Below are 21,609 nucleotides of genomic sequence, written 5' to 3' on the forward strand. Positions count from 1 at the left end.
TCATAATAAAGGATAGTAGCAATATCTATAGTAATCTTAGTAGCTGAATAGCACAAAATTGCGGTTAGTCAAAAAACAGCCTACGGTATGCAAGACTGTCGCCTCCGCTGCGGAATTCTCCAGGCGTCAGTCCGGTCAGGCTGCGGAATGCCTTGATAAAGTAGCTCCCGCTGGAGTAGCCGATCTGCTTGGAAATGGCTTCAATACTTAAGCTGCTTCCCCGGAGCAGTTCCATAGCCTTCTCAATACGGATACGGGTTAGATAAGCACCGGGAGTCAGACCTGTGCTAGCCGAAAAGCGGCGAATCAAATGATATTTGGACAAGGAGACATGCTCGGAAAGCTGCTCAATACTTATCATCTGTGCAAAGTTGTGCTCAATATAATCGGCAGCGCGCCTTATGCTCTCCGACCAGTTATCCTTGTTTCTCAGCGTTGTTACTTGTAGCCTGGACAGCTCTGTCATGAACTGATAGATGGAAGAAGATGCGATCAGAGGATCGGAGATTCTACCTGCAGCTGCATCATTTACAATCATCCGTAGAAGCCGGACCGGTGCACAGTCTGCAGACAAATGCGGTACTTCCCCTGCCTCACGCAGAAATTTACGCCAATGGGGCAGGATCAGATCGGGCCGGAATAACAGGAACAAGAATTGCCATGGTTCTTTCGAATCCGGAGGGTAGAAATAACGGTGGCGGCCGGGAATTTCTGCCAGAAAAGCCTGTCCGGCAGTGACCAGGTAAGTCCGGTTCTCCGACTCAAACACACCTTCTCCGGAGAGGGTGTATTGGAACAATAGAAGAGGACCGTCATTTCGCTCCAGACCGTCCCAACGGTAAGAGGGATCGGTGATAGAATCATAACCGGCCGCAAATAGAACGCATAATTGCAACTCCTTATCTTCTGCAAACCGAAAGCCGTAGGTTCCTCTGGTGAAGTCCATGATTGTTCTCCTCTAGTCAGTGAAGATACTTTAGCATTGATCTTAACATACAACCCATATCCGGGGTAATACATGCAAAGTTAGGGAGGCTTATTGAAAAGAGAGAGAGCCTTTGTTACTGTTACAAATATTAGCTGAGAAGGAAGGTTTAGAAATGTCTAGTACTCAAGTGTATAAAGCAACAGAAGGCCATGTGAAAATTATCGGGCGGACCTACTATACCAATGATGTACTATGGCTTGCCCTCTCCGGTGCGGCGTGGAATTCTCATTCCGTGGTAAAAAAGATTAACGCTCAGTATCTTTGTGACGATTAATTCATTGTTTAAGTCTTAATGCTGGGTGTATGAGAGGAAGATTTATAGCCTATTTTTGCATATAAAAAGAAAGCTTTATCCCCGAATGGAAATTAAAGCCGCCAACTTAAAAGCTCTATCATGTTTATACTAACAATACATGTATAATAAGCTAACTGGAGTGTGCGATGACAACAGGCTGCGAATAATTCGGTAGCCTAACGAGCAGGTTAATTAAGAGAGAACTGCAACCATTTTGATAAAGAATTTTTCCATTCAGAAACAGGAGACTTAATTTCAATAAAGAAGGGTTGTCCCTCTGAAAGTCAGACAACCCCTTGATTAACACAAAAACTCTTATTTTTTGAAATCAGCTTTGATCGTAGTTTCTTTCCATTCCTCTATATTTGCAAGCAGATTCGTAAATTTATGCGTGGCTGCTTGATAAGCCATTTCTCCAAGGAGCAGACGAAGTGGCGGTTTGTCTGCTTCAACGACAGTAATAACCGCTTCTGCAGCCTTGGAAGGATCGCCGGCTTCTTGTCCTGCCTCCTGCTGGACAGCGTTCAACATTTGGCCTACAGGCGACTGCTTTAATTCAGGAATAGCTGTGTCAGTTTTAACCGAAGAACGACCGCCCCAATCCGTACGGAAGCCACTTGGCTCGATCAGTGTCACATGAATGTTGAACGGCGCTACTTCTTGAGCGAGACTTTCGGAAATCCCCTCAACAGCATATTTTGTCGCGTGATAATAGCCGAGTGTTGGAAACGAGGTCAAGCCACCGATTGAAGAAAAGTTAATGATATGCCCGGATTTCTGGCTTCTCATATGTGGTAATACGGCATTTGTCACATGCATGAGACCCCAAAAGTTAATTTCGAACATTTTGCGAGTCTCTTCCTCGACGCTTTCCTCAACCGAACCAAAATAGCCAATGCCGGCATTGTTAACCAGCACATCTATGCGACCAAAATTCTCAATCGTCTTGGCGACAGCACTGTTAATTTGACCTTGATTGGTCACATCTAATGGGAGAGCCAGTGTATTTTCTTCATATCCAGCTGTGAGATCCTGAATCTGATCCACATTGCGGGCTGTTACCACAACTTTATATCCTGCATCAATGGCATGCTTCGCGATATGACGTCCAAATCCGGTTGAGCATCCTGTAATAAACCAAACTTTTCCTTGTTGTTGAGACAATATAATCACTCCTTCAAGTTTATATCCACAGTCTACAACTTAAAGTAAACTTGAAGTCAACAAGGGATTTAAATCAAATTTACTTTACTTGACTCCTTCTTATACATCAAGACATCGTAGATCGCGATTTTACGAATGATTTTCTCCAGATGGAATTGCGTTTGTGCTACTGATTTTTCTACTTTCATTTTATGCTGTGACAGAAAATCCTTCCTTGCGTTCAGCGTCTCATCTCCGTGTAGTATAAGCTCTGTATAGGCTTTGATCTCTTCGATCGACATGCCAGTATCCTTTAAAGCAACAACTAATTCTAGCCATTCTAATACTTCCTCTGTATATTCTCTTCTCCCACGAGCATTTCGATTCACGCTAGGTAAAATCCCCTCTTGCTCGTAATAACGGAGAGTAGAGGCGGGCAGTCCAGTTATTTTTTCAATTTCACTGATGCTATACATTATGGTTTACCTCCTTTTATATTCAAGCTGACTTTAATTAGATTATACACTATTTTCCTCAGGTCAACTCGGTTTCTTTCAATTTTTTTACTGAAGAGGATCTGAAGCTTAACGGGCTCGAACGATAAAAGACAGAATTGGATAAAGGATAGTTCGAAATTCGAGAGAAAGCACTAGTTTCGGCTTTTGGAAAGTGCCCGTGGAGCCGATCTTCCTGGCAAAGATGTCATCTATCGATTTCTAAATCAACCTTTTTTTGTTTGGTGCTGCTTTTTGCAGCCTTAAGTCTCGTATTGTGCTATATTTCGAATCGCTTATTTCATTTATGCGTGTATGAGTATTTCCGGTAACGCTCCACGTTAAAAGCTTACGCCGTCCGGCCAGGAAGTTTGATGAAGAGCGAGTTGATCAGGCCTACGGTAAGCAGGCCGGCAAAGATCAGGAACGGCAGCACATTGGGCGGGCCGATATCGAGCGCATAGACGGATACAATCGGTCCGAGGCTGGCGCCGGCGAACAGGATGAACGTGTACAGCGATGTGGCAGTAGCCCGCTGCTTGCTGCCGATGTCACCGACCAGCGAGATCAGGGACGGCACAAGGATTGCAATGCCGGCCACGAAGACGGCGCTCAGCGCCGTATAGGCGGCGATCGAGCGGACGAGCGACAGGGCGCACATCGCGGCAATCGCCAGCAGCAGCCCGCTGCGCAGCACCGCCTTGCTGCCCCAGCGGGCGCAGCAGGGCCCTGAGATGAAGCAGCACAGCATGCCGATCATGCCGAAGGCGCGGATGCCGAGCACCTGCATATTGGACAGCTCATACGGACTGTTGTGCAGGAAGCTGCCCAGCACGGTATACATGCCGACGAAGCACAGCAGCAGCATGACGGCTACGCTGTAGCAGAGCCATAGATAGCGGTTCGCCAGAATGCTCCGCCACTCCGTCCGGCGGCTACCGGGAGTTGCGGCGCTCCCGGCGGAAGCCGGGCTGGACGGAAGATACAAGGCCAGTGCGAGGAATGTCAGGCCGTAGACAGCGGCCAGCAGGAGGAATACGGCGTGCCAGCCGAGCCGTTCATTGAGATAGCTGGCCCAGACCTGGCCGAGTATGCCGGCCATCAGGAACCCGGCGCTGATCATCCCGATGGCTGATACGCGCCTGTGTGTCGGGAAAACCTCGCCGGCGTAGGTTAAGGCTACCGGCGAAAAGGTCGCGGCAACGGCTCCCTGGATGCAGCGAAAGACGATCAATGCCGGGAAGGAAGAAACCAGGCCGGTGCCGAGTGTAGCCAGCGAGAGCGCAGCCAGCCCCAGCACCATGACCCGCTTGCGCCCAAGCTTGTCCGACAATGGCCCGAACAGCAGACAGCCGAAGGCAAAAAAGAGGGAGAAGGCACTCCCGCTCCAGGCCGCTTGCTCAAGCGATATATGGAACTCCCCGGCGAACACCGGGATCAGCGGGACTGTAATGTACAGTGCCGAGAGAATGAACAGGGCCGGGAAGAACAGCAGGATGCTGATCATACGGTAATTGGAATGAATCCATGGAGGGTTGGTGGTCAGTTTGCTCATGGCGGCTCCTTTGCGGTTGCAGAAATAATGGCACAAACATTAGATCATCAGATGTTTAATCTGTATTAAAACTAGCCGGAAACCGGAGTGCTGTCAAGGATTATGTCAATATAGCTTACATAACAAAAAAATAATGCTTGTTTTTACGCAAGACAGTCCATATAATGTGCAATATAGCACGACAAACATCAGATGTTTCGATCAATATGTGAAGTATAGTAACAAGGGGGTGCGGTTCATTTCTAACCAGACAGGACTTAAAGCCGTTCAAAGAAGAAAACTGGTTGATGAGGTGCTGGATCAGCTGATGGGGCTGATTCAATCCGGGCAGTACAAGAAAGACGAGAAGCTCCCGCCCGAGCCTGAATTGATGAAGCTGCTCTCCGTCGGCCGTTCGACGGTGCGGGAAGCGGTGAAGATTCTCGTACATGCCGGATTTCTGGAGGTGCGCCAGGGCGACGGCACCTATGTAAAAATGCCGTCCATCGGCTTCCAATCCGTGCAGGCTACCCTGATTCCGCAAAATTTCGAGCAGGTGCTTGAAGTGCGCCGGATGCTGGAGATTGAAGCGGCCGGGCTGGCCGCTGCCAGACGGACAGATGCCGATATCGGGATTATGCGCTCCAGGCTGGACCTGCGGAACGAGTATTTGGACAAGGGAAGATACGCCGAATATGTCGCGGCTGATATATCGTTCCACATGGCGGTAGTGGAGGCCTGTCACAACGATGTGTTCTCGGCGATGTACAAGGTGATTGCCGACGGATTAAGGGAAATGCTCAGCCAGCTGATACTGGACACACGCGGATATGAGGATAATACAATCTACCATGAAGCGATTTATATGGCGATCAAGGCAGGCGACAGCGACGGAGCGAAGCGGTACACCGCTCAGAACCTGGATGCATTGACCGGCAAACACGGCTCCGGCCGGGGCTTGAAGCAGGAGGACCTTACAGCCAACTGAACGCAGTCGCTGTGAGAAGCGTAACGTATTCTTACATTAATATCAGAGACGGCACCGTTCATAGCGATGGGGCAGCCGTATCTGCTTGCCGCGAAACAGCAGATGATATGCTGTCTGGAGAGACGGCGCTACTAACAGACAACAGATAGGAGCGGGTTTAATCATGCATAGTACACATTCAGAGGAACAAGTACTGACCGTAGGGATTGAGGAGAAGCTGTCCATCGGCGCCAATGTGACGTACGGGTTCCAGCATCTGCTGGCATTAACCGGTATCTTTCTGTTCCCCGTGCTGATCGGGCAGGCGCTTGGCCTGGATGCCAGCATCATCGGTTATATGATTCAGGCGTGTTTTTTGACCACGGGGATTGTAACAGTCTTGCAGTCGGGCAAAATGCTGCGGCTCCCGGTTGTTCAAGGCCCGACGGCGGCGTTCTTCGTCGCGGTGCTGTCAGCGGGGTCAACTGTGGGGCTAGGGACGGCATTCGGCTCCATGGCGGTCGCCGGCCTGATCTTCATGCTGCTGTCGATTCCGGTCCGCAGATTCGGGCTGATCGGCTATTTGAATAAATTTATTTCGCCTCCCATCGTCTATGGTACACTGCTCATTATTATCGGAGCTCAGCTTGCCGATATCGGGTTGAAGAACTGGTTCGGCAGCGCCGACACCGGCATTAACTTTGCCGCCTCACTGGTTACGGTCCTTATTGTGCTGGTGCTGCTCATCTTCGGCGGCAATACCATTCTGCGCCGCGGCGCGCTGCTATGGGGCATCATTGCCGGCACGATTTTCTATTCGATCTTCGGTACGACGAACTTCTCTTCTGTTGCAGCGGCCGGCTGGTTCAGCTTCCCGGACGTCTTCCCCTTCGGCTTCGGTGTATCCGTTCCAATCGTTATTCTGATGCTGCTCGCGTTCCTTCAGGCTTCGGCCGAAGCGGTAGGGATGTACACGCTGCTGACCAAGTGGGGCAATCAGAAGCTGGACAATGACCGCGTGAACCGTGGCCTGTTCGGAGAATTCCTCGGCAGTACGCTTGGCGCGGTGTTCGGCGGGCTGGGCACAACCTCGTATCCGGAGAATATTGGCATTGTCCGCGTATCCGGAATCGGCAGCCGGTATGTGACGATGACCGCCGGCGTTCTCGCGATTGTTCTGGGCCTCATTCCGAAGGTGGGCATGTTCATCGCCTCGCTTCCGGGACCGGTGCTGTCGGCGGCCTCCACCATTCTGTTCGGCATTATTGCCATCAGCGGCATTCAGATGGTCAGCAAGGTCGTCTGGGATGAACTGAATCTTGTGGTGGCAGGCTCTTCCTTCATTATCTCTCTCGGCACGATGTATCTGCCGGCCGAGCTGACGCAGAATCTGCCGCTTGCCTTTCAGAGCATAGTGACCCAGCCGATGCTGGTCGGCGTGGTGCTGCTGATTGTGCTGAATACAGTGGTCAACATTTGGATTCGTCCGCTGCTTGAGCGGCGCAGCACGACGGGAGTGTCTGAGGTGACAAGCGAGGCTGTCTAGTCTGGGGAGCACGTATTATTTTCACAGGAGGATTAACATATGAAAGCTAAAATGAAGTGGGATATTCAGCCGGAGCGAACGGCCGTTATCGTTGTTGATATGCAAAATGTATTCTGCAAGCCGGAAGGTGCCCTCTACGTCCCGCGGACCGAGGGGATTATCGGCAACATCAAGGAGCTGACCGGTGCTGCGAGAGCGGCCGGGATGCCGGTCGTCTATCTTCGCCATATTGTGAGAGGCGACGGCAGCGATACAGGCCGGATGCTGGATATGTATCCAAACGTGAATGAGATTCTGAAGCGCGGTACGCCGGGAGTGGAGATTATCGACGAGTTGGCGCCCGAGCCACAGGATATTATTGTAGATAAATTGTTCTACAGCGGCTTTCACGATACCGATCTGGATACGATTCTGCGGGTGCATGACATCAACACAATCATTATTTGCGGAACCGTCACGAATGTATGCTGTGAGACGACGGTCCGCGACGGTGCGCACCGTGAGTACAAGGTGATTTTCCTCAGTGATGCCAATGCGGCCATGGATTACCCCGATATGGGCTGGGGCGGCATTTCCGCCGAGGAGATTCAGCGTGTAACCTTGACGGTCGTTGCCTACGAATTCGGGCAAGTCTCGCTGACCGAAGACATTATTCAAGAGATTCAATCGAAGACGCTCAGCTAAGCCGGAAGGCGGCCCTTGAATCAGTCAGGGGCCGTCTTTTTACCTTTCCTTCCCGTCTCCCCCTCAATAAGGACAGGCTGGTAATAGGTGCTGTCCTTCAGTTTTTTTCTAGTCCTGCCCAATTAACAAACAGACACGGGTTTCTAGGCGATTTAAATAAAGGTTAGGGTCTTTGCGGAAGTGAAGACGCTTTGTTCCTTCGAGCAGCCGAGATTCCCAACCCTTACGTTCGAGGAGATAGCTTTCATAGTCTACACGGCTCAGCCGTTTCAACAGATTCTCTTGTTTAAAGCGTCATCTACCCAAATGACAAATTCACCACTGCGCCAGATGTAGCGATTCCAACTGCTTAGTCCGGTCGTTCGGCGGTGACTTATTTTGGATTCGGCGGAATCGCCAAGGCTTCTTAGTAACTCGAATACCCAGGAGATCTAGAGGCGGGTTGCCATCCTCGAGCAATACAGCACGTACCGCAGCCAAATAGTCTCTGGCAATAGCAGCATCTTCAGAGTCCACCATCTGAATCTGCTTTTCCAATTGGCGAATCCCACCCGTAAGTTTTTCTTAATCCCCGTCTTCAGCTTGCGGTCCAGGTCCATGACGGGTTTGGCAATATCTTTGAGATAATGGTACTGACAATACTGGTAAGGTACTTCCGGCCACAGGCTGGACATCGCTGTGCTAAAAGCCATCGGTATGACACAGAGACAGGTTAACAAAATGATTCTACTGAAAGGAATATTTTACGGAGTGTATGCAGCGATATATGGAAGCATCATCGGAACAGGTTTAAGTTTCGGCGTGCACTACCTCTTCAAGGGTGTGGTTGATATCGAATGGTCTCTGCCTTGGATTAATAATGGGATTGCATGTGTAGGTGCCGTTGTTACAGTCCTTATTGCGACAGCATGGCCAATGTATAGACTTACGAAATCAACAATAGTGGATGCATTAAGAAAAGAAAACTAAGGAGTTATATCATGAGGAATTTGCTCTGACCAACATCATCATCAATATGGGAAATGATTTGCTACCGCAGTATCAGCAGAATTTATGGGGTGTAATGTAATAGAATCTGTTTTGATGTGGCTGCTCAGGGCCACCTTAATAGGCTTCTAAATTCAGCGGTAGGAAACTCTTAGAAGGGTGCGGAGCAAAGTGCATTACAATCGCTGGTCTGTGCGTGAATATGGTAATTTCCGGTTGAATTATTGATAGACTTATCCAGCAATGAGTTTATTTTATACCGGGCGTGGATAGGAATGGTTTTTCTCGGTATGCAATTCAAACTGTTTTAATTAAATTCCAAACAGTCTTAATATGAACGGTTCAGCAATCTGGAGCACCATAAGGATTTATGAAGCAGGGGACATCCTCTTCAATCATAAAAACAGCGTAAAAGAAAGGTTATGCGTTATTTCTACGAGATTGCAAGTAAAAAGAGCAGAATTTGAAGTTTAATTTCATCGTAGACATTGAATTGTCCTGACTTTGAGATGTAAGAATATTCTTATGTTTGCGCAGGAAGGTGATTTTTCTAAAAAAAGTACTCACGAGGAGTACTCTTTTTACTTAGCCTAGTTTTTCTTTATTTTTGTTCTCATTGACCTGATTTGTCTTAACCTTGATGCTTTTGGTCACTTTCACACTTTTTTGCAGTGCCTCAAGTAGATCTATAACAATCTCCTCCTCGTGAACTTGTTTAGAAATGATCTGTTGACCAGCTCGACTGAATGGCTGCTTGTAATTTTTCTTGTCCTGGATTAGAAAGTGAGGTTAGATCAGTTTTACCTGCAATACCTTTGATAACTTGCAATGCTAACTTCAATTGAATCTCATTCACATTATTATCGTTAGTTAGAGAGGGAACATTACTTATCGATCGAATCTCATTTGCGTAATGCAGAGTGGCTAGTTGAATGCAATTACCATTAACTGGTTTAATCACTGGACCAAGGAAATATGCTTTCTGTGTATACATTAAGTCGATCTGGTCCTCTTTAAGGAAATCAAGAATACTGATACGCTTGCTGGCCTCTTCTTGAACTTTATCTAATTCAAAACTTATTGAACCCTTCCATATTGTATGCACAGAAATTCCTCCAAACATTTATTAACCAGTTATCATATTTGCTAGAAATACTTATCAAAAATGATTTAAATGAAGTAGTTAGGCCAGAGGTAACGTTGGTAATTGATGAATCGACAAAACAAGTTATGAATATAGAACAAGCTACGATAAGTAGATTAATAGTAGTAGTCTAATCAATTCGAGTCTTTCTAGCGGCGTCTTGAACTTTTTTATGTAGCCAGCGAATGTGTTATACCTCGAAACATTTTACCGAATAGGATGATATAGATTCTCGATCAGCAGATTATCTCATACAATTGACATTCAGCAATAAACAAAATGGTGTATGATTTTTAAATTCCTATAAAGCTTCCCTTGTTTTCAAAGGTAAGCTTTTTTTGTTTTCATTTTCAATGCATCGTTCGCAACTCTCGTTAATTTTGACACCACACAATAGGTAAGCAAGCCAAATGAAACAGAATTGAGAAAAGGTGTGAAAAGAGAAAGTTCAAGAGAACGGACCGGATAAAGCGAGCGGATGAGATGAATGGTAGCTCTGGGAGAAGAGCCAAAGATACGGATTGTGATTATGTCTGTGTAGAATGTGAGAAGTGTCAATTTTTAAGTGATTTGCTTTATTTGAGAAATTTTTTATTCGTTGACATAATTATTTAATTAATGTTATGGTTTTTTACGTTACAAAATACCATATTTTAGAAGATGATGTAATTGTTCGAGATTTTTAAGGGCTTTTCTAAAGGTTTTGTTTCACTTTTAGCAATTATTTTTCTGTGTACTAGCATCTTATCCCAAAGTACCAAAGTAACTGCAGCTTTCGCAGACGAGGATCAGGTATTTACAAGAATTGAGAATAGTCAAGATATTGCCAATCAACTATATCAGCAGGTTAATGAAAGTGGTGCTCTTGAACAAGGTCTAGCTCAAATGCATAAAGAATTTTCTCCCAAACTCAGCTATGATATGGAAAAAAACATATTCTAAAGTAAAAAGCTATGATTCAGAGTTTTATTTTGTATACTTCCCTTTGCTTGGAGGGGAAAATAGCAGTAATTACATTATTACAATTGATAATGATGGAAAAGTACTTGAGTTGGACTGAAAAGTAAAAATAACCAAATACATTCAATCATTAAAATAAATGGAGAAACGAAAATTGATGCTCAAGTTAGTGAAACTGGAAAAATTATTTCTGGTTATAAGTACCTTCCTGATGGGAGTAAAATTGATCTTGCTCCAAAAGTCGGAATACAGAGTTTCTGGTCATGTATGTTTAGCTTCGCAAGGAGTAGCCGCATGGGCCATTACTTTATTGGGTATTTTATGTGCTGCTGGATGTGCGGCTACTGCAGGATTGTCTTGTTATGTCTGCTTAGCAGCAGCTGATATTGGTGCAGGCTCAGCAGTCGGCTATTGCTTGGCTCAATGTGATTGATTTAGGGAAGGACTGGAACTATGAATACCAAAAGAGTGGCAATAACTTTCAATATTTTGGCTATCATTTTCTTTTTATTAACTCTTCTGGGGGAAAAAACATTTGAATATGCACCTCTAATAGGATGGATTGGGGGGGTGCCTCATTAACATTAAGTCTCATTTTTATGACTGTATTTAATATTAAAAAAAGAGGATAGATTTGAGTAATATCTAAAAGAACCGATATTCTTTTGAAACATAAGTATATGGGTGCTAAATGAAAAACCATCGTAAGAAATTTACTATTGTAATAGGCTTTGTGGTCATTTTTGCAGTTATACTCTTCTCGTCTAATATTTTTAACGAAAAAACAAGCGCAAATCAACTTCCTACTTTAATGGATGCTAAAGGTAAGTTGGAAATTAAAAAGGGAGATTTTGATCTTGAGAACCAACCTTTTTTAGGTGACAAAAATGTAAAGAAAGACTTTAAAATTTCAGCAGCTAATGGAATTTTTGGTACGCCTACTTTTCTTGTGAATGGAATCGGAGTTGATACTATTCAACTGAGAGAAAAAGTTTTAGAACAACTTCAATAAATTCAGTTTTTCGTTAAATATGTAAAATTATTGAGTGAGTATTATATTAATACCCTCAGGGTTAGAAGCAGCATATTAACAGACACGTATTTTCACACGTTAAAAAAGACTATCCAAAAAAGAAATTTATTTCTGCTTTGAAATGCTATGTGTGCTTATGAAACCTTTGGGATGATAAATTACAGTGTTTCTTTCAAACGTTGAGGTTTTAAATAATATTTGGCGAGATCGAGTTTTAAATGAACACAAAAAAAGTCCCGACTAGGAATTCCTACATCGGGACTTTTTTTTGTGATAAATAATGTTATTCGTTTACTGAATGAACAGCTAATAAAACTTGCCGAATTTGCAAATAAGCATCTCCTACATTGCTTAATTGTTCATTTGCCATCAGATGCATCTTCTTTATTTTTAATCATTAAAGATTTGCTTAGCGATGTTAAAAGCGGACCAGGCTTTGGGCCAACCGGCATAGAACGAAAGGTGTGTAATGATCTCTGCAATTTCTTCTTGGGTAATTCCGTTTGCTTTCGCTTTATGAAGATGTGGAGTTAATTGTTCAAAGTTTCCTTCGGAGATTAAAGTAGCTACTGTAATCATGCTGCGGTCGCGGGGGGAGAGTTCTTTCTCTCTTGACCAAACCTCACCAAACAATACATCATCGTTCAGTTCAGCAAATTTCGGCGCGAATTCTCCCAAGTTATCTCTGCCTGCAGTTTGTTTCTCTAACGGGTTGTATATTTCTGAAGGAGCTATTTTTGGCGGGAATGGACAAGGGTTCATTAGAATGAATTACGCCTGCCCCAAAACGCGTCTGGAAGATGGCTTGCAGCGTTTGAAGCGGGGGATTGGGATTTTTCCCAAAGCTAAAAAAGGCGGAATTGCTAATGTCCATTAGTATCGGCAAAACAATCAAAAGCCCGCAATCAGCCGATCCGGCCAATTGCGGGCTTCTTTTTCAAATAAACTTACTCCGTTACTTCTCAAGGAATCCGGTAGAAGGGTTTGTGATAAAAAAGCCTTCCTCAGGCACATAGAAAAATTGAATCCATACGCCATCCAGCAGCGGCTCACGCGTATCCAACAACACCTCGATGTCCTTGTCGGTAGCGACAACTTCATCATGCTCGGTCGGTGTATCAAGTGTGATGGCATAATGGCCGTGATTGCCATGGTTCTGGGTAATGACAACGCGGATCTTTTTGCCTTCCGCTTCAGGAGTGCTGAGCATATCTTTCAGAACTTTTGCTGCGTTACGGTTAATTTTACATTTCATCCTCAGTGCCTCTATTCTTCTTCATATTCAATAAGAAGTTCATTATAACACAATTCAAGGTACTATATATAATTCAGTGAAATTCATGCGGCTAAATTCCGCCTCACTGTTTTTACAAGTTTTTATAATGCTTGACATCCCCATGCAGTATAATCTCAGCAGCATCATCCGTGATATCGATTCTTGAAAGGCTGGTTGGGAGGATTTCGGGCGATTTCCATAGCTGCTTCAGTTCGCTTCCGGCAAAATGAGCCATCAGCATCTTTACTACAATGGTATGCGTAACGATGAGCACCGATTTCCCGGGGTGTTTCTGCACAATTTCATTTAAGAATCCAATGGCTCTGTCATGCACTTGCGTATACGTTTCGCTATCGGTTATTGCAAACTTCTCAGGGTCGTTCCAGAAAAGATTCCATTGCTCAGGAAACTGGGCCTCCACATCAGCGTGAACACGTCCTTCCCAAATCCCAAACCCCATCTCCATCAGCGCTTCGGAAGTTTCCAATGGGATATTCCTGTCCCCGCAAATTAATTTAGCCGTCCGAATAGCCCGGGGACTAGGACTCGTGTAGACAATGTCTAAGGGAACAGCATCCAAAGCGGTTTTTAGGCTTTCTGCCTGACGGACCCCAAGCGCTGTTAAGGGGGAATCTTCAAAACCTTGCATACGGTGCACAACGTTCCATTCCGTTTCACCGTGTCGTGTCAAATAAAGTTTCATACTCATAAAAATGGCCTCCATCTTTTCATTACAGAAAATTATAACATTATCCTATCCCTGCAAGGGAACAGTATTTATGAAAAAGAGTGGACAAAATAAATATAATGGGTTATCTTTTTACTTATTGCAAGTATTATAATAAGTATTGTATTAAGGGGGATGATGATGAGTCCAATTGCGAATAATACGATGCGCGTCAAGAAGATGAACCAGGAGCTTGTTAGGCAGACCCTCAAAGCAAATAGGAAAGCTACAAAAGCTGCTGTGGCTAAATTCACAGGTTTGAGTCTTGGCACCTGCGGGAGCATTCTGAATGAGCTTTTAGCAGCAGGTGAAGTGCTGGAGCTGGAAACAGAAGAATCTAATGGCGGCCGGCCGGCAAAAGTGTATCAATACAATATGGATTTTGCTTTTATTGCTTGCATTATCATCAAAGCCGGATTGAAAAAGCACTCAATTGAATTTACGGTGGCAAACCTGGCTGGGGAAGTGGTGGAGAAGGGGCGTGAGGAATACATGCCGCTAGATTTTACCGCTATAGATCAAATAACCGGCCGCCTTGTCGCCCATTATCCCAAGATTCAGGCTATAGGCTTTGGTGTTCCTGGGGCAGTTAATCAGGGAATTATGAATATCAGTGATATTGAAGAATTAATTGATGTCGAGATTGAGGCGTTAATTCGTGAGAAGTATGGCGTAGAGGTTATTTTAGAAAATGATATGAATTTAACCGTGTATGGTTTTTACCACAAACAAGAATATGAAGAAGAGAAGTCTGTTGCTGTTGCAACTTTTATCGAAGGCTGCTTCCCTGGATCAGGTATGATGGTGAACGGGCATATTCATAGAGGGAATTCTAATTTTGCCGGAGAGATTTCTTTCCTGCCTTATGGGATGTCCCGTGCAGAGCAATTTCAGCGGTTGCATGACCGCAACACTTTTCATTCTACGGCCGCTCATGCAGTAAGCAGTCTGATCGCCGTCATGAATCCTGAAATGATTGCTTTGACAGGAAGTCTGGTACAACCTGCAGATACCGCTCTGATTCGTCAGGAATGTCTAAAGGATATACCCGAGATGCATATGCCGCAGCTTATGCTGCTTAAGCATCCGGAGGAGGACTACATACATGGTCTAATCCGTATGACGCTAGAAAGCTTATCCTATTCATACCAACTGGTGGAGAAGAGAATTTGAGGCGAACGGACAGGGGATTTTAAATGGAAGTTCTCAAAAATAAGCAACTTACTTCACGTTCTGTCACCTATATTTTTGCCGGATTAATTTTAATTAATATCTGTGCCAACTATATTAGCGGGAGCACGGGGATTTATGCAGCGACGGCCTTTCGGGAATACGATCGAATTGATCTGCTAAGTATACTATTTGTAATTGAACCTTTGACAAGAAGCGCAGCGTTGCTTATTTCCGGAAGCGCTGGAGAATACTTCGGACGCAAAAAGCTGTATTTATGGAGTGTAGGCGCATATGCCCTTAGTATTTTCCTATGTGCACTATCACCTGATGGTTTTTTGTTTCTGATTGCTCAAGGGGCTTCCGGTTTCTTTTGGGGCCTGTTCTTCTCTAATGTTTTCTCTATTCTTAATGATGTAGTTCCTGAAAAAGAGTACCCTGTCCGGCTCGCTACGCTACAGACCGTCAACTTTAGCGTGCTGATTATTGGCCCTATTATCTGTGGCCTGTTAACTGAATACTGGAACTGGCGCATGTCCCTATTTGCGTTGTGCCCGTTATTTGCAGCGGGTTTAGCATTAATTTGGTTCTTCTTGCCTGATTTTAACCAACGAAAATTCTCTGAAGCACAATATGCTCCTCAAAATATATTGAAAGATTTACAGATCAGCGTCTTGCTGAAGCATAGAGGATTCCTGATCGTTTCACTGATTACGTTTGTTTTTACTTGTATAACATGCAGCGGTAAATACATTCCACTGTATGCGCAGACTGCACTTAATTCCAGTGCAACTATCAGCGCATTAATATTACTCCCGTGCAACTTACTCGGCATGCTGACAGTCGGTTTATCTGGTTGGTACATTAAAAAGAAGGGGTGCAGCAAACGCTTCATGCTGGTAATGGCCGGAGCCGGATTTATGGGCACCCTAGTTTATGCGGGAATGATCTTTGTCACCAATTATTCAATCGTCATCCTGTCTACAGCCACCATTGGGATAGGCTTAGGTATTTATCAAGTGGCTCCTTTCGCCTATGCCCAAGCTTATATGGGAGAACAACTGATTGCTAAAGGCACCGCATTTATTGGTTTTATTCAAGGTGCTGCGTCTGTCCTGGGGGGCGTCGTCTTCTCTCTCGCGATCGGGAAGGGGGTGGCTTTTGCACTGGCGACGACTTTCATTTATGGCGTTGTTTTACTATGGATTACAGTTTTTCACTATAAAGAACCGGCAAAACTAAATGTACTACATCATGAACCATACGAAAGGCAGGAACAGTAAATGAATCAGAAAGAAAGAATGCTTGCAGGACTCCCGTATAAGGCATGGCTGGATGGATTAAGTGAAGAGCGGACCGCCAACAAGCTGAAAATTCATGAATATAATCTGCTGCGCCCCGACGAAACGGAGAGAAGGGATGAATTGATCCGCAGCATCCTTGGTCACACTGGTAAGAATGTGTATGTTGAACCCCCCTTCCATTGCGACTACGGCGCAAATATCTCGGTGGGCGAGAACTTCTATGCCAATTTCAACTGCACCATTCTAGACGTCGGCAAGGTTGTAATCGGTGAGAATGTCATGTTTGCGCCGAATGTGTCCATCTATACGGCTGGTCATCCCGTTCATCCGGATTCCAGAAACTCAGGGTATGAATATGGGATTGCGATTACAATCGGCAATAACGTATGGATTGGAGGCAATGCTATCATCAATCCCGGCGTGACCATCGGACACAATGTGGTGATTGGGGCAGGCAGTGTAGTAACTAAAGACATACCTGATAATGTTATCGCGGTAGGCAGCCCTTGCAAGGTTGTCCGTGAAATCACGGAAGAGGACCGGAAATATTATTTTAAAGATAAAGAGTTTGACGTGCCGGATTATATTTAAATATATGCTCCAAATGATTAAGGGCAGTATAGGACTCAGAAGATGAGTTCTGTACTGCCTTTCTTGTGTGAAGCAAAACCTCTGTTTTGCAACCCGGATAAATTGGGATGATTCATTTTACACGATATCTTGAAGGGATTACAATGATGTAAAAAGGGGAATCCCAAGTTACCGGTTTTGCCTGATTCCTGCTACTTAGGTCCAAATGAATTTAAATTTTAAAAATAGTCATGAGAAGAGTGAAAGTCATGAGAATAGGTTTTTTTGATTCGGGTATAGGCGGAATGACTGTACTTCATCAAGCATTGAAGTTTTTGCCATATGAAGATTATCTTTTTTATGCGGATACTAAACATGTTCCCTATGGAGAAAAATCAAAGGAAGAAGTAAGGGAGTATATCATTCATGCTGTAGAATTTATAGCTAAACATCATGTCAAAGCTTTAGTTATTGCCTGTAATACTGCCACCAGTATCGTTATTGAGGAACTCCGCAATCTATATAGCTTTCCTATACTGGGTATAGAACCGGCAGTAAAGCCAGCAGTTGATAATATGGCAGGAAGGCAGAAGAAGGTTCTAGTGCTGGCTACAAATTTAACGTTAAAAGAGAAGAAATATCATGATCTGGTTCAGCGGATTGATTCTGAAGATATTGTAGACAGTTTAGCACTTCCGGGGCTTGTACAGTTCGCTGAAAACTTTGAATTTGATGAGAATCGGGTTATTCCTTATCTAGAAAAGGAATTATCCTCGTTTGATATACAACAGTATGGTACTGTGGTGCTGGGTTGTACTCATTTCCCTTATTTTGAAGGGATATTGAGGAAAGTGTTTCCTGAAGAAGTTGATTTTATCTCAGGCAGCATAGGAACAGCAAAAAATTTGAAACGAATTCTTGAATCTAAAAAACTGGTTAACCAGGGAACAGGCGATATTCAATATTTCAAATCAGGTATAGAAGTACAGGATTCATTTTCATTATCTAACTATCAAAAGCTTTTTCAAATTTTAGATGGGTACTACGCAGGGAATTAAATTAACGGGCGAAGAGCAGCCTGCCCAGAATAACTCCTGAGCCGGCTGCTCTTTTATATGTTTGCTGAAGGAAGCACCTCAGTGTTTTATGAAGCCTGCTCGAATTGGCTGTTGTACAGTTCGGCGTAGAAGCCGTTTTTGGCCAGCAGCTCGCTGTGGCTTCCGCTTTCCAGGATGTCCCCGTCCTTCAGCACAAGAATGACATCGGCATTCTTGATGGTCGAGAGCCGGTGGGCGATGACAAAGGATGTCCGGCCTTCCATCAGCCGGTCCATCGCCTGCTGGATCAGCAGCTCTGTCCGGGTATCGACCGAACTGGTCGCCTCGTCGAGAATGAGCATCGGCGCATTTTTAAGCATGGCGCGGGCGATGGTCAACTGTTGTTTTTGGCCGGCGGACAGGTTGACTTTGTCGTTCAGTACCGTATCGTAGCCGGCGCTTAAGGTCTGGATGAAGTGGTGCAGGCCTACCGATTTGCATGCCTCCTGAATGTCTTGATCGGTGATGCCGGTTTGGTTGTATATCAGGTTCTCCCGGATCGTTCCTTCAAACAGCCAGGTGTCCTGCAGCACCATACAGAACTGGTCATGGATGTTCTCCCGGGTCAGGCTGCTAATCGGCGTATCGTCGATATAAATCTCTCCGCCGGTGAGTTCATTGAAGCGGATGAGCAGATTGACGAGCGTGGTTTTGCCGGCGCCGGTCGGGCCGACGATGGCGATCTTTTGCCCCGGCTGAACCTCGGTGGAGAAGTCCCTGATCACCAGATTATCCGTACCCTCGTAAGCAAACTGCACGTGCTCGAACTTCACTTTGCCCGTTGCAGCTTTCAGTTGTGCCGTCTTTTGGCTTTCATCGTCCATCTCCTCGGCCTCTAAAAATTCAAAGACGCGCTTGCTGGCCGCCGAAGCCGATTGCAGGCTCTGCGCAGCCTGGGCGATCTGCGAGAGAGGCTGGGTAAAGAAACGGACGTACATCATAAAGGCGACGATGACCCCGAAGGAAATATCTCCGTTCGTTGCCAGTACAGCCCCAACCACACAGACGGCCACGAAACCCAAATTCCCGATAAACATCATGATCGGCATCATCATGCCGGAGAGGAACTGCGCCTTGAACACGCTGTTTTTCAGATTGCGGTTCAGGTCTTCAAATGCGCCGCGCATCTGCGCTTCGGCATTGTAGGCTTTTACAACAGTATGTCCGGTGTAGACTTCCTCCACATGGCCGTTGATTTTGCCCAGATACTCTTGCTGGCTCTGAAAATACTTCTGGGACTTCTTCATAATAACCGTCATCAGGCCAAAACCGATGATTGTAGCGACAACTGCGGTAACGGTCATGATCCAGTTCGTCTTGAGCATCATCACGATGGACCCGACGAACAGCGAGAGGGCGGTGACCAGCGTACCGACGCTTTGATTCAAGGCTTGCCCGATCGTATCCACATCATTGGTTACCCGGGAGAGAATGTCGCCGGTTGTTGATTTATTGTAATAAGAGATCGGCAGTCTGTTCATTTTGTGCGACAGATCGCCTCTTAAACGTTTGGAGACCTTTTGCGTCACCGACGACATGATGAGTCCCTGCAGCAGAGAGAGCACAGCACTGATTCCGTAGATGATGACCAGATACAATCCGATAGAAGCGATCGCCTCCATATCGATTCCGGCAGCGATGCCCTGGGTAATCAGGTCCGTCATCTCGGAGAGCTGATCCGGACCAAGCAAGGTCAACACAGTTCCGGCGGCCGCACTGAGCACGGCTGCCAGCACCACAGGAATATGATTACGGCAATAGCGGATAAGCTTGCTCCAGGTGCCGGGTTGTTTGTTGTTTGCAGTCATTAGGCCAATTCCTCCTTGGACAGCTGCGAATAAGCAATCTCCTGATAAACGCTGCAGGTGTCCATTAATTCCTCATGTGTGCCCATGCCGGCGATGCGGCCTTCTTCCAGCACGATAATTTTGTCTGCATCCTTAATGGTGCCGATCCGCTGGGCGACAATCAGCATTGTGGTTCCGCGGGCACCCTTTTTCAGTTCACTGCGCAGTTTGCGGTCCGTCTTGTAATCAAGCGCGGAGAAGGAATCGTCGAAGATCAGAATTTCCGGACGGCGGGCGATCGCCCGGGCAATGGATAGCCGCTGCTTCTGGCCGCCGGACAGATTAGTGCCGCCCTGGGCGATGTGCGCATCATAGCTGCCTTCCATTTTTTCGACGAAATCTGAAGCCTGGGAGATATACACCGCATCTACCACTTCAGCGGAAGCATCACTGCCGTTGTCGCCGAAGGCGATATTGGAAGTCACGGTTCCGCCGAACAACACCGCCTTCTGCGAGACATAACCCATCTTGTTGCGGAGCGCGCTTTCTTCGTATTGATTGACATTGACCCCGTTGACAAGCACCTCGCCTTCAGTAGCATCATAGAAGCGGGGGATGAGGTTAACGACAGTGCTTTTGCCGCAGCCGGTCGAACCGATGAAGGCGACGGTTTCGCCTGTTTTGGCTGTAAAGCTGATGTCTTTGAGGACATAATCATCCGCATCGGGATATTTAAAGCTGACCTTTCTGAATTCAACCTCGCCGGCAAGCTTGGAAGATGAGGCGGTCAGCGAGCCGTTCATCAGGCTCGGCTTGGTATCCAGCACTTCGTTGATCCGTTTAGCCGAGACATGGGCGCGGGGCATCAGAATGAAGATCATGATGAGCATCATAAAGGCCATAACCACCTGAATGGCATAGGAGGAGAAGACGATCATATCCGAGAACAATCCCATTTTGGCACCCATATCGGCGGATTGAATCAGGGATGCGCCTACCCAATAAATGGCGAGGCTCAGACCGCTCATAATCAGGGTGATGCTGGGCATAAGCACGGCCAGTACGTTGTTTGCGAACAGGTTCGTGCGGGTAAGCACATTGTTGGCTTCACTGAACTTGTTTTCCTGATAGCCTTCAGCATTATATGCACGGATGATCCGCAGGCCGGTCAGATTTTCTCGGGACACCCGGTTCAGGTTATCCGTCAATTGCTGCAGCTTCTGGAACTTCGGCAGCACGAGCACGACACAAATTCCGACGATCAGGATAAGCACACCGACGGCAATGCCGGTCGTCAGCGACCACTCCCAGCTCTTGCCGGTAATCTTGAGCAGCGCCCATACCGCAAGGATCGGAGCCTTCACCAGCAGCTGCAATCCGATGACAATCAGCATCTGCACCTGGGTAATATCGTTGGTCGAACGGGTAATCAGGCTGGCTGTCGAGAAGTTGTTGATTTCCTCCATGGAGAAGGACTGCACCTTATCGAACAGCTTGGAACGGAGCCGGGAAGAGAAGTTGGCGGCGATTCTTGCGGCGATGCCGGCTACAACGATTGAGGTTGCCAGACTGCCGAGCGCACAGAGCAGCATCCAGCCGCCGGTGGCGATGATGTCGCTCATTTCGCTTCCCGGTGTCTGGACCAGCCGGGTAATCTCGCTCATATAATCGGGCAATTCCAGATCCAGCCACACCTGGGCAACGATGAAGAGGAAGCTGACACCGAAGAGAGCCCATTCTTTCGGGTTCAAGTATTTGAGTATTTTGACCATAAGTCTGACTCCTTTGTGTGATGATGTATGTATGGTACCGGAAGAACATAAACTGAACGTTAACTTTTCTGAAAAAAGAAAAAGCTTTGAAAAAACCTCGCGGTTCTTTCAAAGCTTTGTTTAATTTGAAG

At 46.0% G+C, this 21,609-nt stretch carries 23 protein-coding genes; 12 read left to right on the forward strand and 11 right to left on the reverse strand.

Annotation, left to right across the window (positions count from 1 at the left end):
* Positions 1 to 64 precede the first annotated feature (64 nt).
* Positions 65 to 946 (reverse strand): helix-turn-helix domain-containing protein, encoded by an 882-nt coding sequence (locus PRIO_RS13020; protein ID WP_020434210.1) that lies wholly within the window; start codon positions 944 to 946, stop codon positions 65 to 67.
* 154 nt (positions 947 to 1,100) lie between these two features.
* On the opposite strand from PRIO_RS13020, the gene PRIO_RS36040 reads away from it, so the two are divergent.
* Positions 1,101 to 1,262, forward strand: a complete 162-nt coding sequence (locus PRIO_RS36040) for a hypothetical protein (protein WP_167345618.1) — start codon at positions 1,101 to 1,103, stop codon at positions 1,260 to 1,262.
* A gap of 336 nt (positions 1,263 to 1,598) precedes the next feature.
* Here PRIO_RS36040 and PRIO_RS13030 read toward each other — a convergent pair whose 3' ends face one another.
* The 3 genes from PRIO_RS13030 to PRIO_RS13040 all read right to left on the reverse strand — a co-directional run bounded on the left by PRIO_RS13030 (position 1,599) and on the right by PRIO_RS13040 (position 4,475).
* Complete coding sequence (locus PRIO_RS13030; protein ID WP_046502795.1) at positions 1,599 to 2,447, reverse strand: oxidoreductase; 849 nt, start codon at positions 2,445 to 2,447, stop codon at positions 1,599 to 1,601.
* Between the two features lie 68 nt (positions 2,448 to 2,515).
* Positions 2,516 to 2,902 carry a MerR family transcriptional regulator gene (locus PRIO_RS13035; RefSeq protein ID WP_046502799.1) on the reverse strand — a complete coding sequence of 129 codons (387 nt, stop codon included), beginning with the start codon at positions 2,900 to 2,902 and terminating at the stop codon, positions 2,516 to 2,518.
* Positions 2,903 to 3,269: 367 nt separating this feature from the next.
* Positions 3,270 to 4,475, reverse strand: coding sequence for an MFS transporter (locus tag PRIO_RS13040; protein ID WP_020434213.1), 1,206 nt, complete (start codon positions 4,473 to 4,475; stop codon positions 3,270 to 3,272).
* Between the two features lie 208 nt (positions 4,476 to 4,683).
* On the opposite strand from PRIO_RS13040, the gene PRIO_RS13045 reads away from it, so the two are divergent.
* From PRIO_RS13045 to PRIO_RS13055, 3 genes are all read left to right on the forward strand, one after another.
* A complete protein-coding gene (locus tag PRIO_RS13045) occupies positions 4,684 to 5,442 on the forward strand; it encodes a FadR/GntR family transcriptional regulator (protein ID WP_231869879.1) in 759 nt (252 codons plus the stop codon).
* A gap of 163 nt (positions 5,443 to 5,605) precedes the next feature.
* On the forward strand, positions 5,606 to 6,967 hold the full coding sequence (locus tag PRIO_RS13050) for a uracil-xanthine permease family protein (protein ID WP_020434215.1): 1,362 nt from the start codon (positions 5,606 to 5,608) through the stop codon (positions 6,965 to 6,967).
* A gap of 39 nt (positions 6,968 to 7,006) precedes the next feature.
* Positions 7,007 to 7,651, forward strand: a complete 645-nt coding sequence (locus PRIO_RS13055) for a cysteine hydrolase family protein (RefSeq protein WP_020434216.1) — start codon at positions 7,007 to 7,009, stop codon at positions 7,649 to 7,651.
* A 431-nt stretch (positions 7,652 to 8,082) separates the two neighbouring features.
* Here PRIO_RS13055 and PRIO_RS34810 read toward each other — a convergent pair whose 3' ends face one another.
* Positions 8,083 to 8,343: a hypothetical protein gene (locus PRIO_RS34810; RefSeq protein ID WP_231869880.1), complete on the reverse strand. Its 261-nt coding sequence runs from the start codon at positions 8,341 to 8,343 to the stop codon at positions 8,083 to 8,085.
* Between the two features lie 4 nt (positions 8,344 to 8,347).
* On the opposite strand from PRIO_RS34810, the gene PRIO_RS13065 reads away from it, so the two are divergent.
* Positions 8,348 to 8,620 carry an FtsX-like permease family protein gene (locus PRIO_RS13065; RefSeq protein ID WP_039791405.1) on the forward strand — a complete coding sequence of 91 codons (273 nt, stop codon included), beginning with the start codon at positions 8,348 to 8,350 and terminating at the stop codon, positions 8,618 to 8,620.
* A 733-nt stretch (positions 8,621 to 9,353) separates the two neighbouring features.
* Here PRIO_RS13065 and PRIO_RS13070 read toward each other — a convergent pair.
* Positions 9,354 to 9,743, reverse strand: a complete 390-nt coding sequence (locus tag PRIO_RS13070) for a Ku family protein (RefSeq protein WP_046502810.1) — start codon at positions 9,741 to 9,743, stop codon at positions 9,354 to 9,356.
* Between the two features lie 708 nt (positions 9,744 to 10,451).
* Between PRIO_RS13070 and PRIO_RS13075 the strand changes: the two genes are divergently transcribed.
* The 3 genes from PRIO_RS13075 to PRIO_RS13080 all read left to right on the forward strand — a co-directional run bounded on the left by PRIO_RS13075 (position 10,452) and on the right by PRIO_RS13080 (position 11,754).
* Positions 10,452 to 10,724 carry a hypothetical protein gene (locus PRIO_RS13075; RefSeq protein WP_046502815.1) on the forward strand — a complete coding sequence of 91 codons (273 nt, stop codon included), beginning with the start codon at positions 10,452 to 10,454 and terminating at the stop codon, positions 10,722 to 10,724.
* Positions 10,725 to 10,881: 157 nt separating this feature from the next.
* Positions 10,882 to 11,175, forward strand: a complete 294-nt coding sequence (locus PRIO_RS35525) for a hypothetical protein (protein ID WP_167345620.1) — start codon at positions 10,882 to 10,884, stop codon at positions 11,173 to 11,175.
* A 258-nt stretch (positions 11,176 to 11,433) separates the two neighbouring features.
* On the forward strand, positions 11,434 to 11,754 hold the full coding sequence (locus PRIO_RS13080) for a DsbA family protein (RefSeq protein WP_046502820.1): 321 nt from the start codon (positions 11,434 to 11,436) through the stop codon (positions 11,752 to 11,754).
* A 411-nt stretch (positions 11,755 to 12,165) separates the two neighbouring features.
* On the opposite strand, the gene PRIO_RS13085 is transcribed toward PRIO_RS13080, so the two are convergent.
* The 3 genes from PRIO_RS13085 to PRIO_RS13095 form a co-directional block, all read right to left on the reverse strand.
* Positions 12,166 to 12,537 (reverse strand): carboxymuconolactone decarboxylase family protein, encoded by a 372-nt coding sequence (locus PRIO_RS13085; RefSeq protein ID WP_046502825.1) that lies wholly within the window; start codon positions 12,535 to 12,537, stop codon positions 12,166 to 12,168.
* Positions 12,538 to 12,730: 193 nt separating this feature from the next.
* Entirely contained in the window at positions 12,731 to 13,030 is a 300-nt protein-coding gene (locus tag PRIO_RS13090; RefSeq protein ID WP_020429858.1) for a hypothetical protein, read from the reverse strand.
* A 112-nt stretch (positions 13,031 to 13,142) separates the two neighbouring features.
* Entirely contained in the window at positions 13,143 to 13,775 is a 633-nt protein-coding gene (locus tag PRIO_RS13095) for a histidine phosphatase family protein (RefSeq protein ID WP_231869881.1), read from the reverse strand.
* 168 nt (positions 13,776 to 13,943) lie between these two features.
* Here PRIO_RS13095 and PRIO_RS13100 point away from each other — a divergent pair, with 168 nt between their 5' ends.
* The 4 genes from PRIO_RS13100 (at position 13,944) to murI (ending at position 17,880) form a co-directional block, all read left to right on the forward strand.
* The gene (locus PRIO_RS13100) at positions 13,944 to 14,951 is read left to right on the forward strand and encodes an ROK family protein (RefSeq protein WP_231869882.1); all 1,008 of its coding nucleotides are present in this window, start codon (positions 13,944 to 13,946) and stop codon (positions 14,949 to 14,951) included.
* 23 nt (positions 14,952 to 14,974) lie between these two features.
* Positions 14,975 to 16,231, forward strand: coding sequence for an MFS transporter (locus PRIO_RS13105; protein ID WP_046502835.1), 1,257 nt, complete (start codon positions 14,975 to 14,977; stop codon positions 16,229 to 16,231).
* Entirely contained in the window at positions 16,232 to 16,843 is a 612-nt protein-coding gene (locus PRIO_RS13110; protein WP_020429863.1) for a sugar O-acetyltransferase, read from the forward strand.
* Between the two features lie 248 nt (positions 16,844 to 17,091).
* Positions 17,092 to 17,880 (forward strand): glutamate racemase, encoded by a 789-nt coding sequence (murI, locus tag PRIO_RS13115; RefSeq protein ID WP_046502839.1) that lies wholly within the window; start codon positions 17,092 to 17,094, stop codon positions 17,878 to 17,880.
* An 86-nt stretch (positions 17,881 to 17,966) separates the two neighbouring features.
* Here murI and PRIO_RS13120 read toward each other — a convergent pair whose 3' ends face one another.
* Together PRIO_RS13120 and PRIO_RS13125 are read right to left on the reverse strand one after the other, a co-directional pair.
* Positions 17,967 to 19,727: an ABC transporter ATP-binding protein gene (locus tag PRIO_RS13120; RefSeq protein WP_020432544.1), complete on the reverse strand. Its 1,761-nt coding sequence runs from the start codon at positions 19,725 to 19,727 to the stop codon at positions 17,967 to 17,969.
* The gene (locus tag PRIO_RS13125; protein WP_046502842.1) at positions 19,727 to 21,478 is read right to left on the reverse strand and encodes an ABC transporter ATP-binding protein; all 1,752 of its coding nucleotides are present in this window, start codon (positions 21,476 to 21,478) and stop codon (positions 19,727 to 19,729) included. The genes PRIO_RS13120 and PRIO_RS13125 overlap by 1 nt, the downstream gene beginning before the upstream one ends.
* Between the last annotated feature and the right edge of the window lie 131 nt (positions 21,479 to 21,609).

Origin of the sequence: Paenibacillus riograndensis SBR5 (assembly GCF_000981585.1) — a bacterium.
In the GTDB taxonomy this organism is placed as follows: Bacteria; Bacillota; Bacilli; order Paenibacillales; family Paenibacillaceae; genus Paenibacillus_AQ; species Paenibacillus_AQ riograndensis.

Coding starts and splice junctions, on each gene's coding strand:
- PRIO_RS13080 (WP_046502820.1), top strand. CDS start 11,434: ATGAAAAACCATCGTAAGAAATTTACTATTGTAATAGGCTTTGTGGTC.
- PRIO_RS13035 (WP_046502799.1), bottom strand. CDS start 2,902: ATGTATAGCATCAGTGAAATTGAAAAAATAACTGGACTGCCCGCCTCT.
- PRIO_RS35525 (WP_167345620.1), top strand. CDS start 10,882: ATGGAGAAACGAAAATTGATGCTCAAGTTAGTGAAACTGGAAAAATTA.
- PRIO_RS13095 (WP_231869881.1), bottom strand. CDS start 13,775: ATGGAGGCCATTTTTATGAGTATGAAACTTTATTTGACACGACACGGT.
- PRIO_RS36040 (WP_167345618.1), top strand. CDS start 1,101: ATGTCTAGTACTCAAGTGTATAAAGCAACAGAAGGCCATGTGAAAATT.
- PRIO_RS13065 (WP_039791405.1), top strand. CDS start 8,348: ATGACACAGAGACAGGTTAACAAAATGATTCTACTGAAAGGAATATTT.
- PRIO_RS13105 (WP_046502835.1), top strand. CDS start 14,975: ATGGAAGTTCTCAAAAATAAGCAACTTACTTCACGTTCTGTCACCTAT.
- PRIO_RS13110 (WP_020429863.1), top strand. CDS start 16,232: ATGAATCAGAAAGAAAGAATGCTTGCAGGACTCCCGTATAAGGCATGG.
- PRIO_RS13090 (WP_020429858.1), bottom strand. CDS start 13,030: ATGAAATGTAAAATTAACCGTAACGCAGCAAAAGTTCTGAAAGATATG.
- PRIO_RS13050 (WP_020434215.1), top strand. CDS start 5,606: ATGCATAGTACACATTCAGAGGAACAAGTACTGACCGTAGGGATTGAG.
- PRIO_RS13040 (WP_020434213.1), bottom strand. CDS start 4,475: ATGAGCAAACTGACCACCAACCCTCCATGGATTCATTCCAATTACCGT.
- PRIO_RS13020 (WP_020434210.1), bottom strand. CDS start 946: ATGGACTTCACCAGAGGAACCTACGGCTTTCGGTTTGCAGAAGATAAG.
- PRIO_RS13055 (WP_020434216.1), top strand. CDS start 7,007: ATGAAAGCTAAAATGAAGTGGGATATTCAGCCGGAGCGAACGGCCGTT.
- murI (WP_046502839.1), top strand. CDS start 17,092: ATGAGAATAGGTTTTTTTGATTCGGGTATAGGCGGAATGACTGTACTT.
- PRIO_RS13120 (WP_020432544.1), bottom strand. CDS start 19,727: ATGACTGCAAACAACAAACAACCCGGCACCTGGAGCAAGCTTATCCGC.
- PRIO_RS34810 (WP_231869880.1), bottom strand. CDS start 8,343: ATGGCTTTTAGCACAGCGATGTCCAGCCTGTGGCCGGAAGTACCTTAC.
- PRIO_RS13085 (WP_046502825.1), bottom strand. CDS start 12,537: ATGAACCCTTGTCCATTCCCGCCAAAAATAGCTCCTTCAGAAATATAC.
- PRIO_RS13100 (WP_231869882.1), top strand. CDS start 13,944: ATGCGCGTCAAGAAGATGAACCAGGAGCTTGTTAGGCAGACCCTCAAA.
- PRIO_RS13125 (WP_046502842.1), bottom strand. CDS start 21,478: ATGGTCAAAATACTCAAATACTTGAACCCGAAAGAATGGGCTCTCTTC.